11 protein-coding genes are annotated in these 15,886 nt (G+C 71.6%); 3 read left to right on the forward strand and 8 right to left on the reverse strand.

What is annotated here, in order from left to right; genetic code table 11:
- Window positions 1–15 precede the first annotated feature (15 nt).
- The 3 genes from ACIGXJ_RS09450 to ACIGXJ_RS09460 all read right to left on the reverse strand — a co-directional run bounded on the left by ACIGXJ_RS09450 (window position 16) and on the right by ACIGXJ_RS09460 (window position 3,439).
- Window positions 16–1,734: a PhoX family protein gene (locus tag ACIGXJ_RS09450; RefSeq protein ID WP_399642748.1), complete on the reverse strand. Its 1,719-nt coding sequence runs from the start codon at window positions 1,732–1,734 to the stop codon at window positions 16–18.
- 633 nt (window positions 1,735–2,367) lie between these two features.
- Complete coding sequence (locus ACIGXJ_RS09455) at window positions 2,368–2,850, reverse strand: hypothetical protein (RefSeq protein WP_399642749.1); 483 nt, start codon at window positions 2,848–2,850, stop codon at window positions 2,368–2,370.
- Between the two features lie 148 nt (window positions 2,851–2,998).
- The gene (locus ACIGXJ_RS09460) at window positions 2,999–3,439 is read right to left on the reverse strand and encodes a hypothetical protein (RefSeq protein WP_399642750.1); all 441 of its coding nucleotides are present in this window, start codon (window positions 3,437–3,439) and stop codon (window positions 2,999–3,001) included.
- Between the two features lie 318 nt (window positions 3,440–3,757).
- Here ACIGXJ_RS09460 and ACIGXJ_RS09465 point away from each other — a divergent pair, with 318 nt between their 5' ends.
- Entirely contained in the window at window positions 3,758–6,769 is a 3,012-nt protein-coding gene (locus tag ACIGXJ_RS09465; RefSeq protein WP_399642751.1) for an AfsR/SARP family transcriptional regulator, read from the forward strand.
- Window positions 6,770–7,561: 792 nt separating this feature from the next.
- On the opposite strand, the gene ACIGXJ_RS09470 is transcribed toward ACIGXJ_RS09465, so the two are convergent.
- Genes ACIGXJ_RS09470 through acsA form a run of 5 tightly spaced genes read right to left on the reverse strand, consistent with a single transcriptional unit; the run spans window position 7,562 to window position 13,113 of the window.
- Window positions 7,562–7,807: an acyl carrier protein gene (locus ACIGXJ_RS09470; RefSeq protein ID WP_399642752.1), complete on the reverse strand. Its 246-nt coding sequence runs from the start codon at window positions 7,805–7,807 to the stop codon at window positions 7,562–7,564.
- Window positions 7,804–9,237, reverse strand: coding sequence for a 2-oxo acid dehydrogenase subunit E2 (locus tag ACIGXJ_RS09475; RefSeq protein WP_399642753.1), 1,434 nt, complete (start codon window positions 9,235–9,237; stop codon window positions 7,804–7,806). The genes ACIGXJ_RS09470 and ACIGXJ_RS09475 overlap by 4 nt, the downstream gene beginning before the upstream one ends.
- Before the next feature lie 2 nt (window positions 9,238–9,239).
- Window positions 9,240–10,238 carry an alpha-ketoacid dehydrogenase subunit beta gene (locus ACIGXJ_RS09480; protein ID WP_399642754.1) on the reverse strand — a complete coding sequence of 333 codons (999 nt, stop codon included), beginning with the start codon at window positions 10,236–10,238 and terminating at the stop codon, window positions 9,240–9,242.
- A 2-nt stretch (window positions 10,239–10,240) separates the two neighbouring features.
- Complete coding sequence (gene pdhA, locus ACIGXJ_RS09485; protein ID WP_399642755.1) at window positions 10,241–11,326, reverse strand: pyruvate dehydrogenase (acetyl-transferring) E1 component subunit alpha; 1,086 nt, start codon at window positions 11,324–11,326, stop codon at window positions 10,241–10,243.
- Window positions 11,323–13,113: an acetate--CoA ligase gene (acsA, locus tag ACIGXJ_RS09490; protein WP_399642756.1), complete on the reverse strand. Its 1,791-nt coding sequence runs from the start codon at window positions 13,111–13,113 to the stop codon at window positions 11,323–11,325. Before acsA ends, pdhA begins: the two co-directional genes overlap by 4 nt.
- Window positions 13,114–13,966: 853 nt before the next feature.
- Between acsA and ACIGXJ_RS09495 the strand changes: the two genes are divergently transcribed.
- Together ACIGXJ_RS09495 and ACIGXJ_RS09500 are read left to right on the forward strand one after the other, a co-directional pair.
- Window positions 13,967–14,446, forward strand: a complete 480-nt coding sequence (locus ACIGXJ_RS09495; protein ID WP_399642803.1) for a hypothetical protein — start codon at window positions 13,967–13,969, stop codon at window positions 14,444–14,446.
- Window positions 14,447–14,486: 40 nt separating this feature from the next.
- On the forward strand, window positions 14,487–15,878 hold the full coding sequence (locus ACIGXJ_RS09500; RefSeq protein WP_399642757.1) for a nicotinate phosphoribosyltransferase: 1,392 nt from the start codon (window positions 14,487–14,489) through the stop codon (window positions 15,876–15,878).
- Window positions 15,879–15,886 lie beyond the last annotated feature (8 nt).

The raw sequence follows: 15,886 nt of genomic DNA on the forward strand, positions 1-15,886 counted from the left end.
CGGGTCGAGCCGGTCTCAGGGCGTCGTGATGCGGCCGCCGTCGCGCCGCTCGAGGGCGACGGTGGCTGAGCGCGGCCGCCCGGACGGGTCGTGGTCGGGCCAGTTGCTGACCACTCTCGGGTCATCGGAAGTCGGCGCGCCCAGGCCCGAGGTGCGCTCTCCGGGGTGCTGCACGTTGACGAACAGGGTCCGGCCGTCCGCAGTCGCCGCCATGCCGGTGAGTTCGGCGCCGCGCGGCCCGGTCGCCACTCGGGTGACTTCGCCGGTGGCGGGGTCGGCGACCAGCAGCGCGTTGTTGCCGAGCACCGCGCGGTCCTCATCCGCGTGACCGGTGGTGATCCACAGCCGCCCGCCGCGGTCGAAGCACAAACCCTTCGGCGAGCCGAACGCAGCGGAGGGGGCGCCGGCCACCTGGTGCGGCCTGTACCCGCCCAACTGGAAGAAGCCCCACCTGAAGGTGCCGGAATGCGGGTCGTCCTCTGTCTCCCGCCAGCGCAGGATGTGCCCGCACCGGTTGCCCGTCCACGGGCTGGCCGGGCGCGGGCCCTGTGTGAAGGACGTACAGTGCCCCGCAGCGGTGCCGGCTCCGCTGCCGTTGGCCAGGGCGATGTACCGGTGCCCGGTTCGAGGGTGGACGGCGGTCTGCTGGGGGCGGTCCAAGGGGGTGGCTCGCAGCGCGTCGGCGGCCTGCCGGGCGCGCAGGAGTACCTCGGCCTGGTCGTGCCAGCCGTTCCGGCCCACCAGCGGTCCGTGGCCGTGGACGAGGGGGAGCCAGCGGCCGAGGCCGTCGTCCTCGAAGCGCGCCACGTACAGCGTTCCGTGGTCCAGCGGGCTGTGTCCCCGTCCGAGCAGGCTCCGCCAGGGGGCAGCGCCGACGAACCGGTACAGGTAGCCGCCGTCCTCGTCGTCCCCGCTGTAGACGACGATGGTGCCGCGTGACTCGGTGACGGTGGCGCCGGTATGTCCGAACCGGCCCAGAGCCGTTCGCTTGACTGGTGTCCCGCCAGGGTTCAGCGGGTCGATCTCGGCGACCCAGCCGTATCGGTTCGCCTCGCCGGGACGGGCTGCCAGGTCGAACCGTTCGTCCGCCCGATGCCACCGATGGCCGTAGCCGAAGGCGTTCAAGCCGTAGCGGCGCTGGGTCTCGTCCGGTGCCCAACCAGGGTCGTCGGTGCCGAAGAAGCGGTGGAAGTTCTCCTCACACACGAGGTGGGTTCCCCACGGCGTCGTCCCGCCGAAGCCCGCCGCCAGGATGCCGCGCGGCGGGTGCGGGGCGCGCAGCTGCGGGTGGCCGGCGGTGACCGGCCCGGAGAACGCGACAGGAGTGGCCCCGGTGACCCGCCGGTTGCGATGTGAGGGGACCGTGCGCCAGCCGTCCCGGGTGCGCCGCACCTCGACGACGGTGAGGCCGACCGCCGCGAGCGCCTTGGCATGGCCCTCGGGTGTGGTGCTCGTACGGCCGCCGTCCGCGAACAGCATTGTCTCATCGGGGTATTCGTGACCGATCACCAGCAGTCCCCGCTCGTCACGGGGGTTGTCAGGAGTGAGCGGCCGGTACTGCAGTCCGCTGTGGTGCGTACCGATCTGCCGCGCCTGCTGGTGGGCGCCGGCAGAGGCCGTGCCGTCCCAGCGGGGCGCTGCGCCCTCCGTCGGGGCGCCCCACGGAGTGAGCACGTCGGCCGTGTGGGCCGCGCCAGTGGTGAAGGTGTCGCTCGTGCCTGGCGGTAGGGACATGTCCCGCGGCGATCGAACGCCTGCTGGGGTCGCGGCGGTGCACGCCGAGGCGTACAGGGTCGCCATCGACACGACGGCGCCGGTGACGACGCTACGGCGGCTCGGCTCCGGCAGGGAGTGTGGACCGGGTCGTGCGGACATGGATCACCTCATGATCGGAGGGCGGATCGCTTGATGGCGGCCGCCTGGGGGCTTCGCCTGGAGGCTTCGCCGGGGGGCCGGGCGCGGAACGTGCAAGCGGTGCTCCGCCGCCCGGCCCGGCCGTCGCGGGCAGGGCGCAGGTCGCAGGCCGAGGCGTCGGGCTCAGCGCCCGCGATGCCGTCCACCGCGTCAGACGAAGGCACTCGCCCGACGGATGGTTCGTCAGCCGGTCAGCCGGTCAGCCGGTCGGGCGGTCGGGCGGTCGGGCGGTCGGGCGGTCGGGCGGTCGGGCGGAGGGTGGGACACCCTCGGAGTAGGGGGCGGCTCGACACGGCGGACGCTTCGCACAGCGTCGTGGCCTTCGCGCTTCCTGTGCACGCGCGCCCGCCCTGCTGCCGACACGTTCGTGGGCTCTCCCGATCGCACTGCCGCCAGGGCATCGGCACAGCGGCGGCGGGCAGCAGTTCCGTCCGTCTGTCAGCGGCGTCCTCGTCAGTCATAGCCGTCGAAACCGGTGGTGTCGTACAACAGGTTGCAGCGGTCCCTGGAGGTCAGGGGTGCGGTGGTGCCCAGGCACACATACGCGCCGGCGTAGTCGAAGTAGCCGGACCACCCCCACGAGGTGGCCCCTGACGTGCTGACCGTGTCCGTCGCACGCAGGGTCTGACGGTAGAAGCCCTCATCTGGGTACCGGTAGACCACCCACAGCCGGGCGGCCACGCCGTCGCCATTGACCAGGTCCTTGACCCAGTTCTGACCCGCAGTGGTGTCGAAGAAGCCGGTGCTCTCGTTGTAGCAGAAGCTGGCCCGTCCGGACGCGCCGTTCACGCCCGAGGAGTTCCTGACGTAATCGACCTCGTCGTAGCACATCGTGATGGCGTCGGCCTGCGGTGCCGTCAGCACCACAGAAGCTCCGGCCATCAGGACGGCGGCGGATGCCGCCACAGTGTTCTGCCAGCGTGTTGTGCGCTTCACGGTGTTTCCCCCTCAGTCGTGGTGCCTTTCCCCGGCCGCATGGCTCTGTGCCCGGGCCGTCTTGCCGGAGACGGGATTCCGGTCGCGGTCGCGGTCGCGGTCGCGGTCGCCGTCGCCGACGCCGGCGTGTGCGAGACCCGTGCACGGGTCACGTCCGCTCCACGCTCCATTCGGAACAGGTGCTCGGGGATACCGCGTCGGACGGGTACGAACCGGAGCAGGCCCGGAAGTGAAGTGTCCTTCGCAGTACGCCCGGCTGGTCCTCCGGATAGGACTTGTTCATGTAGAGCCAGCCGGCGGCCTCTCCGGAGGTGTTCCAGATCGTGCCCGTGCGCGCGGGGTACGCGAGACTCACGGCATCGTCGTAGAACAACCACTGGATGACGACGGGAGAGCCGTCGGCCCGGGTGTCCCTGATCCTGAACCACTCGCCCAGCGGGGCGAAGCATGCCTGGGCGTTCGCGCTCCCGTAGGTGCAGGTCCACGAGACGGACCCGCTCGGGCCGGTGGAGTCGGTCGCCCGTTGCTTTCCGTCGGCGGCGTTTGCCGTGCCGGAACTCATCAGCGCCAGCAGTCCGGCGGCAGCCATGACCAGAATTTTAGAACGGTGCGGTGACAGTCGACTACGCATTCGTCTCCTCCTGAACGGGGCACTGCCTGTCGTTCCTTCCGATCGCCGACCCGCCCGGGGTACGGCGTGTCCGTCCCCCGCACGCGCGGTGTCCGCCGGCACAGCGCCGCTGGTTCGGTGTGCCGGTCCACGCTCGTGTGGTGCGGGGACGTGCTGCTCACAGTGCCGGGGGCGGCGTCGGCAATCCTTCGGAAAAGCTTGAATCCGCCTGGAACCGCACGTCCGCAGCGCCCAGAGTGGGGGTGGGGAGATGACCGGGCGAGCAGGGGGTGCCTGATGTCCACGCGCTTCGGAGTCCTCGGGACGATGGAGGTACGGCGCAATGGTGTTCCGGTCGACGTCGGGCACGCGATGCAGCGGCGAGTGCTGGCCGCGTTGCTCATCGACGCGGACCGCGCGGTGTCCTGCGACGCACTGGTGGACCGGGTGTGGGGAGACTCCGAGCCGGCGAACGGCCGCCGGAACCTGTACGGATACGTCTCCCGGCTGCGACGCGCGCTGACGGCCGACGGCACGACCATCACCCGGGAGCGGGGCGGCAGCTACCGGCTCACGGTCGAGCCCTCGACGGTGGACGTACACCGCTTCCGCGATCTGTCCGGCCGTGCACGGAAGGCGGGCAGTGACGGACAGGCGCAGGCACTGTGGCGAGAGGCCTTGACGCTGTGGCGGGGCAGCGCGTTCGCGGGGATGGACACCCCGTGGTTCAACGCGCAACGGCATCTCCTCGACGGCGAGCGGCTGGCCGCGCAGCTGGAGTTGGCAGATGTGCGGCTGCGCCTGGCGCAACACGACGAGATGGTGAGCGAACTGGCCGCGCGGGCCGACGAGCATCCGCTCGACGAACGAGTGACCGGGCAATTGATCCTGGCCCTGTACCGGTGTGAACGGCAGGCCGAAGCGCTGGAGGTGTACGAGCGGGCTCGGCGTCGACTCGCCGACGAGCTGGGTGTCGACCCCGGCGCGGCCTTGCAGCGGTTGTACGAACGCATTCTCGCCGGCGATCCGGAGCTGACGGTGCCCCGTTCCCCGGCACCGCCCGCCACCACACAACAGCCGGCGAGGAGCGGCACGGCGGAGAGCCAGCCCATGGCACGCCAGCTCGTGCCCCGGCTCCTGCCGGCGGACCTGCCTCTCTTCGTCGGTCGAGAGTACGAGGTGGACGAGGTGCTCCGCCTGCTGGGCGAAGAGCGGTCGAGTCCGGTGACGCTGCTGGTCACCGGCCCGGCCGGAGTGGGCAAGACCGCTTTTGCCGTGCGTACGGGGCATCTGCTCGCTTCCCGCTTCCCGGACGGCCAGCTGTATGCGGATCTGCGTGGTTTCGGTGACGAGCCGGCGGAGCCGTTCACGGTCCTCGGCACGTTCCTGCGCGCGCTCGGCATCCCTGGCGGTACCGTGCCCACAGAACTGACCGGCCGCATCGATCTCTACCGCACCCTGCTGGCAGGGCGGCGCATGCTCGTCGTCCTGGACAACGCCGCCGATGCGGGTCAGGTGAGCGACCTGCTGCCCAGCGGTGTGCGTTGTGCCACCGTCATCACGAGCCGGACGACCGTGGCGGAACTGTGCGGCCACCGACGTCCTCTTGACGTGCTGGACGCCGCAGCAGGGCTCGCCCTGCTGCGGGAGATGCTGGGCCGAGAGCGAACCGACGCGGAGTGCGGATCCGCCCGCTCCATCGTGGAGACCTGCGGTGGCCTGCCCCTGGCCGTATGGGTTGCCGGCGCGCGGCTGGCCGCTCGACCGCACTGGCCCCTGGCCAAAGTGGCGCGCGCACTCGCCGACGAGCAGCGCAAACTCGACGAGTTGGCGGTCGGTCACATCGCCGTGCGGGCCAGCCTCGAACTGACCTACCGCCAGATGACCCCCGCCTCGCAGCACGCCCTGCGGATGATCTCCCTGCTGCCCGGTCCGACCTTCGCGCCCTGGGCGCTGGCCGCGCTGCTGGACGTGGGCCTGTCCGAGGCGGAAGCCCTCCTCGACGACCTGGTCGAGGTGCATCTCGTGCAGGTCGAATCGGTGAACACCACCACCATCCGCTACCAACTGCACGATCTGGTAAGGCTGTTCGGCAGGGAGCGTGCGGAGCAGGGCTCAGCCGAACGGGATCGCAGGGCCGCGCTCACGCGATTACTCGGCGCGAGTCTGCATCTCGCCGAGTTGGCCGCGGACGCCCTCAGCGTCGACTTCCAAGGCATCTCACAGCTGGACCTGGCCTCCTGGCGGCTGGCCGCGTCCGAAGCCGATCAACTAGTCGCTGATCCACTGACCTGGTTCAACGACGAACGTCAGTTCCTCATCGACGTGGCGGAGCAGGCGCTGGAAGCATCGGAGGGTGTCGCACCCGCCGCCGGACTGGCCACCACCCTTACGACGCTCTTCCAAGTCGGCAGCCACTTCGACGACTGGGAGAAGCTGCAGAACCGGGCCCTCGAAGCGGCTATGCACCACGGTGACCTGCACAGCGCCGCCAAGGTCCACCGGTGCCTCGGTGAACTCACCACCGTCCTCGACCGCTATCCGGAAGCAGTGGACCACTTCGAGCAGGCTCTGAAACTCGCCGAGGGACAGGGGCCCACATACCGGGCCAGTGCCACCGCCGGGCTGGCATATGTGCACCGGCTCCTGGGCCGGCACTCCACCGCCGCGCTCCTTTTCGAAGAGGCTGCCGATCTCGCCGAGAGGGCAGGCAACGTCAACTGCCTCGTCTACGCGACCAACGGCCTCGGCGTCATCGACCTCGAGCAAGGCCGTGTCGAGGCCGCCGTCGTGCGATTCACCAAATGCCTACGCGTCAGCCAGAGGGCGGGCTACCGGCCGGGGGAAGCGCAAGCCCTGCGATGTCTGGGACAGAGCCGTCGCGCAGTCGGGGACCACCCTGCCGCTGCCGACGCCTACCGGCAAGCCGCGGCGATCAGTGAAGGGCTTGGCGACCGCCTCAGCGCCACCCACGCCACGTGCTGGCTCGGTGACGTCCTGGTCCGGCAGGGCGAACACCGGGAAGGACGCCGCCTGCTGGCCAGAAGCCTGTGGACCTACCGGGAGTTCGGCAACCTCTGGGGCGAGGCGGCGACACTGTACGCCCTCGCCGAGGCCCACCTGGCGGTGGGCCGCTCGGGACCAGCCCGGTCGCGCGCCGAAGCTGCCGTCAGGCTCTGGAGGCAGATCGGCTCCAGCAGATGGCTGGCCGTCGGCCTCGACACGCTGGCCGAGGCACACGCCCTGGCCGGCGACCACACAGCCGCGGAGCGTGCCCGCGCGGAGGCCGAAGAAGTACGGAAAGCTTGAGCCGGTGACAACGTCAGGACCGCAGGCCGCCCGGCGGACCGCGGTGTCAGACCGCCGTCACCGCGCTCCGCGGTTCCGCACGGCAGCTGTGTGGACGTTCGGGTTCTTCCCCGGGTCAGACGGTCGTCGCGGTGAGGGCACGTCCCATCCGACCCTTCGGATGGGACGGCTCGGTCCAAGTGGGAACACCATGACCGTGGTAGTCGCTCGCTCCAGGTCTGCCACACGTGCAGCGCCACCCAGGTCCGCGCCGCGCAGCCACGCCTCGGCGAAGGGGAACCGGACGGCTTCCGCGCCCGCCGGTGAACCGTCGTGCCGCCCATCAGCTCACGCACCCCGCCGCAGCCGGATTCCACGGCGGTCCGCCAGGCGGCACACGCATCGACGGCCACCCGAGGGCGTGCACCCGCCACAGGCCCACGCCGCGCACACCGGGCTCGCGTGCCGCGACCTCCACCGCGTGCAGGCTCGACGGGGAGCCGTCCACTGCCACCACGACCGGACGCGCCACGAGAGATGTTCCTCACGTCCGTTCGCCGGGCGGCCCGGTTGCTCGGCGGGCGCGGGGGCGGGGGGTCGCGCGCCGAGTTCGGCAGGCGCTGCCGGCCACCGTGGTCCCCAGCCGGTGGTCGGGGCCGTGGCGCGTGGTCACCGGGGCGGGGAGACCGGACATGGCCGTGGTCGCCGGACTGACCGCATCGATGCGGGACATCGACGGCGTGGTCGGGTGTCGTCGACGACACCGAAGCGGTCCGAGTCGTGATCGTCGATTGATCGTCCACGGGGCGCGCGTCACTGCGTACGGGAGACGATGAAGTCGGCGCTGCCGGAGAGCGTGGACAGCTGGGGCGTGTCCTCGTCCTCGATGCGCACCCCGCACCGTTCGCTGAGCACCTCGACGAAGCTCAGGAAGTCCAGCGAGTCCATGTCGAGCACGTCGCGAAAGGCGTCGTCGGGTCCCAGCGCGGCGACGTCGGCGTCGGGGACGACGCGGGAGATCGAGTCCCTGACCATGTCCAGTGCGTCGGTTCGGTTCACAACTCCTCCGGGTTCTGCAGGAGGCGGGAGACCGCCTTGAGGTAGCGGGCGCCGACGGCACCGTCCGTCGCTCGGTGGTCGGCCGAGAGCGTTGCCGTGACCACGGGCCGGACTCCCAGCAGGCCGTCGACGGCCCACGGCCGGTGGACCACCTTTCCGAAGCCGACGAGGGCCACCTGCGGCGGGTAGATCACACCGAAGACCGCCTCCACACCCTGGTCACCGAGGTTGGTGACCGTGATGGTGGCGTCGGACACCTCCGACCCTCGCAGCCTGCCCGTACGGGCCCGGACGACCAGGTCCTTCAGCCCGGCCATCAGATGGGGGAGTGGCAGGGTGTCGGCGTCGTGCAGCGCGGGAGCGACGAGCCCGCCGCCGCGCAGGGACACGGCCACGCCGAGATGGACGCCCTCGCCTCCCGTGAAGTGGTCATCGATCCAGAAGCCGTTGAGTTCGGGGACCTCACGAGCCGCCAGCGCGGCCGCCTTGAGCAGCAGAGCCGCGGGGAGGATCCGTTCCCCGACCGGGCTGCGCCGGTTGTGCTCGCGCAGCCACTCCGTCGCGGCGGCCATGTCCATGGTCGTGGACAGGTAGTAGTGGGGGATGTCCCGGTTGGCGCGGCTCATCAGGCCTGAGATCGCCTGGCGCATGGCCGCCGCCCGGTCCTCGGCCGGCTGCGCCGCAGCAGGGCGTACCGGGGAAGGCCGTACCGGGGTGGCGGCAGCGGGAGCGGGCGGGGCCGGGGCTGACGGGCCGGGTGCCGCACGACGTACGTCCGAGGCACGGACGGCCGACTGCCTGCCCGTCCCTTTCACCGTGGCGAGGTCGACGCCCAGTTCGGCGGCGAGCCGTCGCGCGAGGGGGGTGGCCCGCGAGCGAGCCGGCCTCGTGCCGGCTCGGGCTGCCGCCGCGTGTTCGACGTCGGTCCGGGTGACGCGTCCACCGGATCCGGTTCCGTGCAGCGTCTCCAGGTCGACGCCGCTCCGCTCCGCGAGGTGCCGGACCAGGGGGCCGGCCTCCATATGGCCGGGCAGCGCAGCGGCGGCGGGTGCCTGCGCCGTGGCCGGGACGGACTCGGACGGTGGGGAGGGTGGCGGTGGGGAGGGCGGCGCGGGAGGCTCAGAGATCGCGTCGGGCCCGGCGGGCCTGGAAGGCTTGCCCTTCCCGGGTGCACGACGGGCGGCTTGCCGCTCCTCGGCCGGCCCGATCAGCGCGAGCGGTGTGCCCACCGGCACCGTCGCTCCTGGCTCGACGAGCAACTTCGTCACGGTCCCGGTCTCGAAGCACTCCACCTCGATGGTCGACTTGGCGGTTTCGACGACCGCGACCGGGTCTCCCCTGCGGACGGGGTCACCGGGTCCCACGAGCCATTCGAGGAGGGTGCCCTCGTCCATGTCCGCGCCGAGGGACGGCATGGTGAACTCGGCCATCGTCAGTCCACCGCCCGGTGGGCGGCCGCGACGATGTCGGCGACCTGGGGCAGCGCGGCCTCCTCCAGCCGCCGGGCGTACGGAATGGGCACCTCGGCGCTGCACACCCGCTCGACGGGGGCGTCCAGTTCGTAGAACGACTCTTCGGCGATGCGAGCGGACACCTCGGCGGCGAGGCTTCCCGTCCGCCATGCCTCGTCGATGACCACCGCACGATGCGTCCGGGCCACCGAAGCGGCGATGGCCGCGTCGTCCAGGGGGCGCAGCGTACGCAGGTCGATCACCTCGGCGTCGAGGCCCTCGGCGGCCAGTTCGTCCGCCGCCGCGAGAGCCTTGGGCAGTGAACCACCGTACGTGATCAGGGAGATGTCGGTGCCGGGGCGGCGGGTCGCGGCGTGGTCGAGGTCCAGGGGCGCGGCGGGCGGGCTGAGTTCGCCGGAGACGTTGTAGAGACTGCCGTGCTCGAAGATCAGTACGGGGTCGGGGTCGGCGAGCGCCGGGGCCAGCATGTGGCGCGCGTCCTCGAGGGTGGCGGGGGCGAGGACGCGTATGCCGGGGATGTGCGCGTACCACCCTTCCAGGCTGTGCGAGTGCTGGGCGGCGAGTTGCCGTCCGGCCCCTGTGGTCATGCGGATGACCAGGGGTACGGGCAGCTGGCCGCCCGACATGTGCAGCAGGGTGGCGGCGTTGTTGAGGATCTGGTCGAGGGCGAGCAGGCTGAAGTTGACGGTCATGATCTCGACGACGGGCCGCATCCCTGACAGGGCCGCGCCGATGCCGGCGCCCACGAAGGCGGACTCCGACAGCGGGGTGTCGCGTACGCGTTCGGGGCCGAACTCCTCCAGCAGGCCGAGGCTGACGCCGAAGCAACCGCCGTAGCGGCCCACGTCCTCGCCCATGAGGAAGACGCGGTCGTCGGAGCGCAGGGCTTCCCGGAGGGCCTCGCGCATCGCCTCCCGGTAGGTCGTCCTCGCCTCTTGCGTTTCGTCGCCGGCGCCCACGGTCAGTCCACCGCCTCTGCCGAGGAACTGCTGACGTGGTGGAGCAGGTGCTCGACCGGTTCCTCGGGTGCCTGTTCCGCCGCTTCGACGGCGTGGTCGATCTCGTCGGTGATGCGCTGCTCCATCCCGGCCAGTTCCTTGTCGTCCAGCTCACCGTCCTCCCGCAGGCGGTCGGTGAGCACGCTGATCGGGTCCCGCTCCTTCCACCGCTCGACCTCCGCCTTGTGGCGATACCGGTCCGGGTCGTACATCGAGTGGGCGCGGAAGCGGTACGTGCGCAGCTCCAGGAAGTGCGGTCCTGTGCCGGTCCGGATGCCCTCCACGGCCCGCCTGGCGGCATGTTCGACTGCTTCGACGTCCATGCCGTCCACGGCCCAGGCGACCATGCCGTACGAAGCGGCGCGCATGGCCAGATCCGTCTGTGCCTCGTGCCGCTCCAGAGCCGTGCCCATGGCGTAGAGGTTGTTCTCGCAGACCAGCAGCAGCGGGAGCTTCCACAGTGCCGCCAGGTTCGCCGTCTCGTGGAACTCGCCCTCGGCGAAGGCCCCGTCGCCGAAGAAGCAGCAGGTGACGTTCGGCTGTCCGCGCATACGGTCGGCGAGCGCGAGGCCGGCGGCCAGGGGGAGCCCGCCGGCGACGATGGCGTTGCCTCCGTAGAAGCGGCGGCTCGCGTCGAACAGGTGCATGGAACCGCCACGGCCGCCGCTGCACCCGGTGGTCCTGCCGTACATCTCGGCCATGACCGAGTCGGCCGTGATTCCGCGGGCCAGCGCGTGGCCGTGTTCACGGTACGTGGAGACGACCGCGTCCTCGGGCGTCAGGGCCGCGCTGACGCCGACGGCCACGGCCTCCTCGCCGATGTAGAGGTGGACGAAGCCACGGATCTTCGCGGCGCTGTACAGCTCGACGCACCGCTCCTCGAAGCGCCGGATGCGCAGCATCGACTCCAGCAGATCCACCCGGTGTCCGGCGCCCCCGCGCCCGGACGGAGGGACGGCACTGGCGTCCCCCCTGGCCGTCCTGGTCTTCTTGCCGGACTTCGGGGGCGCCGGGTCCTTGCGTGCGCGGGCGGGGCGGGCCACGGTCATTCGGATCCCTCCAGGGTCGACAGGTCACCTGTGGGCAGGCCGAGTTCACGCGCCCGCAGCACACGCCGCATCACCTTCCCGCTGCGGGTCTTGGGCAGGTTCTGGTCGAACGCGATCTCCCTGGGAGCGACGGCGGGACCCAGCTTGCGGCGGCCGAAGGCCAGGAGCTCTCTCTCCAGACCGGGGGTCGGCCGGACCCCCGGGCGCAGGGACACGAACGCCTTGACGACGTTCCCGGCGACCGGGTCCGGGCGTCCGATCACCCCGGCCTCGGCGACCGACGGGTGCTCCATCAGCGCGCTCTCCACCTCGAACGGGCCGATGAGATGCCCCGCCGACTTGATGACGTCGTCGGCGCGCCCCACGAACCAGTACCAGCCGTCCGCGTCCCGGCGGACCAGGTCACCGGTCAGATACCAGCCGCCGGTGAACGCGGCGGCGTAGCGCTCCTTGTCGTGCAGGTAGCCGCGGAACATCGACGGCCAGCCCGGCCGCAGCGCCAACTCGCCCTCGGCGTCGGTCTTCTGCACTTCCCGGACCTTGCCGTCGACGACCAGCGCCCGGCCGTCCTCGCCCCGCTCCACAACGGTGGCGTCGACGCCGGGCAGTGGACGTCCCATCGAGCCGGGCCGGATCTCACAGGCCGCGAAGTTCGCGATCATGATGCAGCCGGTCTCCGTCTGCCACCAGTTGTCGTGCACCGGCAGGCCCAGCACGTCCCTGCCCCAGACGACGGCCTCCGGGTTGAGGGGCTCGCCGACGGAGGCGATGAAGCGCAGGGCGGAGAGGTCGTGGGCGCGCGGCAGGTCGTACGGGCCCTGTCGCGGAGTGGCGCGCATGAGCATGCGCAGGGCCGTGGGGGCGGTGTACCAGACGGTGACCCGCTGTTCGCCGAGGATCCGGTACCAGCGCCGGGCGTCGTAGTCCCCCTCGTCGACGACCACCGTCACCCCGTGGACGAGCGGCGCGATGATCCCGTACGACATGCCGGTGACCCAGCCGGGATCGGCCGTGCACCAGTACACGTCCTCGGGGTGCAGATCGAGCGCGTACGCGGCGGTGGCGTGGTGGGCGACGACGGCCTCGTGCACATGGACCGCGCCCTTGGGGGTGCCGGTGGTGCCGCTGGTGAAGTGCAGCAGCGCCATGTCCTCGGGGGACGTCGGCGGGATGGTGAAGGTGTCCGGGGCGGCGGCCATCAGGTCGTCGAACGAGGCCGTGCCGGGCAGTTCCTCGGCGCCGGCTCCGACGATCAGGACGTGCCTCAGCCCGGGAACCGATGCCCGACGCTCGGCTACCTTGCGCCGGTAGAGGGCCGCGGTGGTGACCAGGACCTGCGCGTCGCCCAGGCGCAGCCGCTGCTCGACCGGGTCGGGGCCGAAGGCGGAGAACAGCGGAGACAGAACGCTGGTGTTCTTCAGCGTGCCCAGCACCGTCGTGTAGAGATCGGGGCAGCGGCCGAGCAGGGTGAACACCCGGTCACCCTGGCCGACGCCCAGCGACCGCAGGACGTTCGCGAAGCGGGCCGTGCGGCGGGCCAGTTCCGCGTAGGTGATGGCAGAGACGGAGTCGTCCCGTGCGACGCAGAGCAGTGCGACCTTGTCCGCGTGCTCCGAGGCGGCGTGCCGGTCGACCGCCTCGTGGGCCATGTTGAGCCCGCCGCCCGGCAGCCCGGCCAGCGCGGCGCGCGCCTGCGACCAGGTGAAGGCGGAACGGGCCCGGGCGTAGTCGGTGAGACGGGGCGGGACGACCGGCGCGGTGTCCTTGTGGATGGTTTCCCAGTGCATGGGGGCTCCTCCCGGCACTGTGCCCTGATGTCCAGGGTGGCCGAAGCCGGCCCTGGCCGCATTTCCGCCGGACGGCCACGGCCCGAGGACGGCGGTCGTCGGGGTGTGCAGTGGCGCAGGTGGTCGTCGAACTCCCGGCAGTCCGGTACGCGGATTCCGTCGTCGAGGCAGAAGTGGTCCTCCGCGAGCGGATCGCCGTGGCCGTCGACCACCCGTCCCTGGTCGACACGGGAGTCGAACAAACGCTTGCTGCCGCCGAGGTGGCGGCGCTCCAACCGCTCCGCCTCCGGGCCCCGTCCGGCACGACGCCGTCGGCGGTCAACGCGCTGACCTGCTGGAAGCCGACCTCCCAGGGCGGGGACGGAGCGTCTCGCGTGCCTTGCTCGTCCACCGCCCGTCGCCGGGGGACCTCCGCACGTCCTGGGAGAGGACAGCGGCACAGCCGTGCAGGTCGCCTTCCGAGAGGCCCAGGTGCGGCGCTGCCGGCTTGTCGCGGTGCACGCCTGAAGCGCGCCGCTCGGTGCGGGTTCTGCATGACGCGCCTGTCCGATCGCGGTCGTCCCCCGGATATGACCGGACCGGCGGAGACGGCCCACCACTACGGGCGGTCCCCGTGGGACCGGACGTCGTCCCCCGCAGGGACGTTCGGCCCTGTGGCGGGAGGCCGCGGCCGTCCGATGATGGGCGAAGTGGTGGGGGAACGGACCAGTGACCTGCGGGAGGCCGCGTCATGAGTGCACCGAATCCGCCGCGGGCTTCGGGTCCGCCCCCGCCGCGTCAACCCGCGTCGAAAGGGGCGACACCCCTCAGGCGTAAGTCCGACAGGGTCGAGTCCTGGGTCCGCGGCTTGCTGATGGTCCTCCTCGTCCTGGGCCCACCGGTGGCCGCGCTCAGCGCGGGGCTGACGGCGTACGCGTCGTCGATGCGCACGGTACAGGCTCAGTCGGCCCAGCGGCACCAGGTCACCGCCCGGCTCGTGTCGACGGACAAAGGCGTCACGACGGACGGGAAGCAGCGGGCAACGGTACGGTGGACCGACGACGACGGCAGCCGGCGGACGGGAACGACCCTCGTGGCGGCGCGAACGCCCGTCGACGCCATGGTGCGGCTGTGGGTGGACCGCGACGGCAGCGTCACCGATCCGCCGATGAACGCGCTCACCGCGAAGACCAACGGCTGGTTCGTGGGGGGCGCGGCGGCGCTCGGCGCGGCCGCCGGTGTCTACGCGGCACGCGCAGGTGTCCGCCACCTGCTGGACCGGAGAAGGTACGCACAGTGGGACGCCGAGTGGGACCTGGTGGAGCCGCTGTGGTCCGCGCGCTTCCGCCGGTGACGAGCAGAGAACCCGGACGGGAGCCCAGGAGGCGGCGCCGATGTCCGACGCGACAATCACCGACCTGTACGAAGTGACGATGGCCATGTCCTACCTCCGGGAGGCAATGACCGGCCCCGCGACGTTCAGCCTCTTCGTGCGTGAGCTGCCTCCTGAGCGCGGTTTCCTGGTCGCCGGGGGCCTGGAGTCGGTTCTGGACCATCTGTCCGGCCTTCATGTCGGCCCGGAGGACGTCGACGCCTTCGCGTCGGCGGTGCGTCGACCGCGGCGGGATCTTCTGCCCCTGCTGGGCCTGGAGTTCACCGGTGAGGTGCGCGCGGTGCCGGAGGGAGGGATCCTGCTGGCGGGGGAGCCCCTGTTGGAGGTGACCGCGCCTCTCCCACAGGCGCAGTTGGCCGAGACGTACGTGCTCAACCAGCTCAGCCACCAGACCGCCGTCGCCTCGAAGGCCGCACGGTGCGTCCTGGCCGCGGCAGGGCATCCGGTGGTGGACTTCTCCCTACGGCGGACCCACGGCCCGCAGGCCGGATTCCGGGCCGCCCGCCTCGGCGCGATGGTCGGCTTCGCCGGTACCAGCAACGTGGCCGCGGCCACCGCCCTGGGGATCCCTGCCGTCGGAACCATGGCTCACTCCTTCGTGGAGGCGTTCGCCACGGAGGAAGACGCTTTCCGTGCTTTCGCGCGGTCGCACCCCGGTCCGGTGACCTTGCTGGTGGACACCTACGACACCGAGGCGGGCGTACGCGTCGCCGCGCGCGTCCTGCGAGACCTGGACCGCGGGCCCGGCTCGGCCGTACGGCTGGACAGCGGCGACCTCGGGGCCCTGGCCCGACGGGCGCGGTCCATCCTCGACGCGGCGGGCCTGCCGGAGGTGCGGATCATCGCCAGCGGCGGTCTCGACGAGTACGCCCTGGAGGACCTGGTCCGCTCGGGTGCGCCCATCGACACCTACGCCGTGGGCACCCGCGTCGGAGTCTCGGCCGACGCACCGTATCTGGACTCGGCGTACAAACTGGTGGAGTACGACGGCCGGCCGGTGATGAAGCTGTCGTCGGCGAAGGTGACGGCACCGGGACGCAAGCAGGTCTTCCGCCGGCCCGGATACGCCGACGTGATCGGTCTGGCAGACGAACAGCCCCCGGACGGAGGGGTGCCGTTGCTCGAGACGGTGATGCGGGGCGGGCAGCGCACCCGCAGCAGGCCCACGCTCGACGAGTGCCGCGAGCGATTCACGGCCGACCTGGGCCGGCTTCCGGCGGCAGCTCGACGGATCCGGGCGCCGGTCGCGCCACGGGCGACGGCCTCCGAGCGGCTGAGCGCCCTCGCCGCCCGCGTCCGGCGCCGCATCGAGGAACAGACCGGGACGGCTTCCGTACGGTCCTCGGTCCCGGAACCAAACGCGTCCGGACCGCATGGGTCCGTACCGAGGTGAGGAGGAAA

The organism is Streptomyces sp. NPDC053367 (assembly GCF_044545925.1).
Lineage (GTDB): Bacteria > Actinomycetota > Actinomycetes > Streptomycetales > Streptomycetaceae > Streptomyces.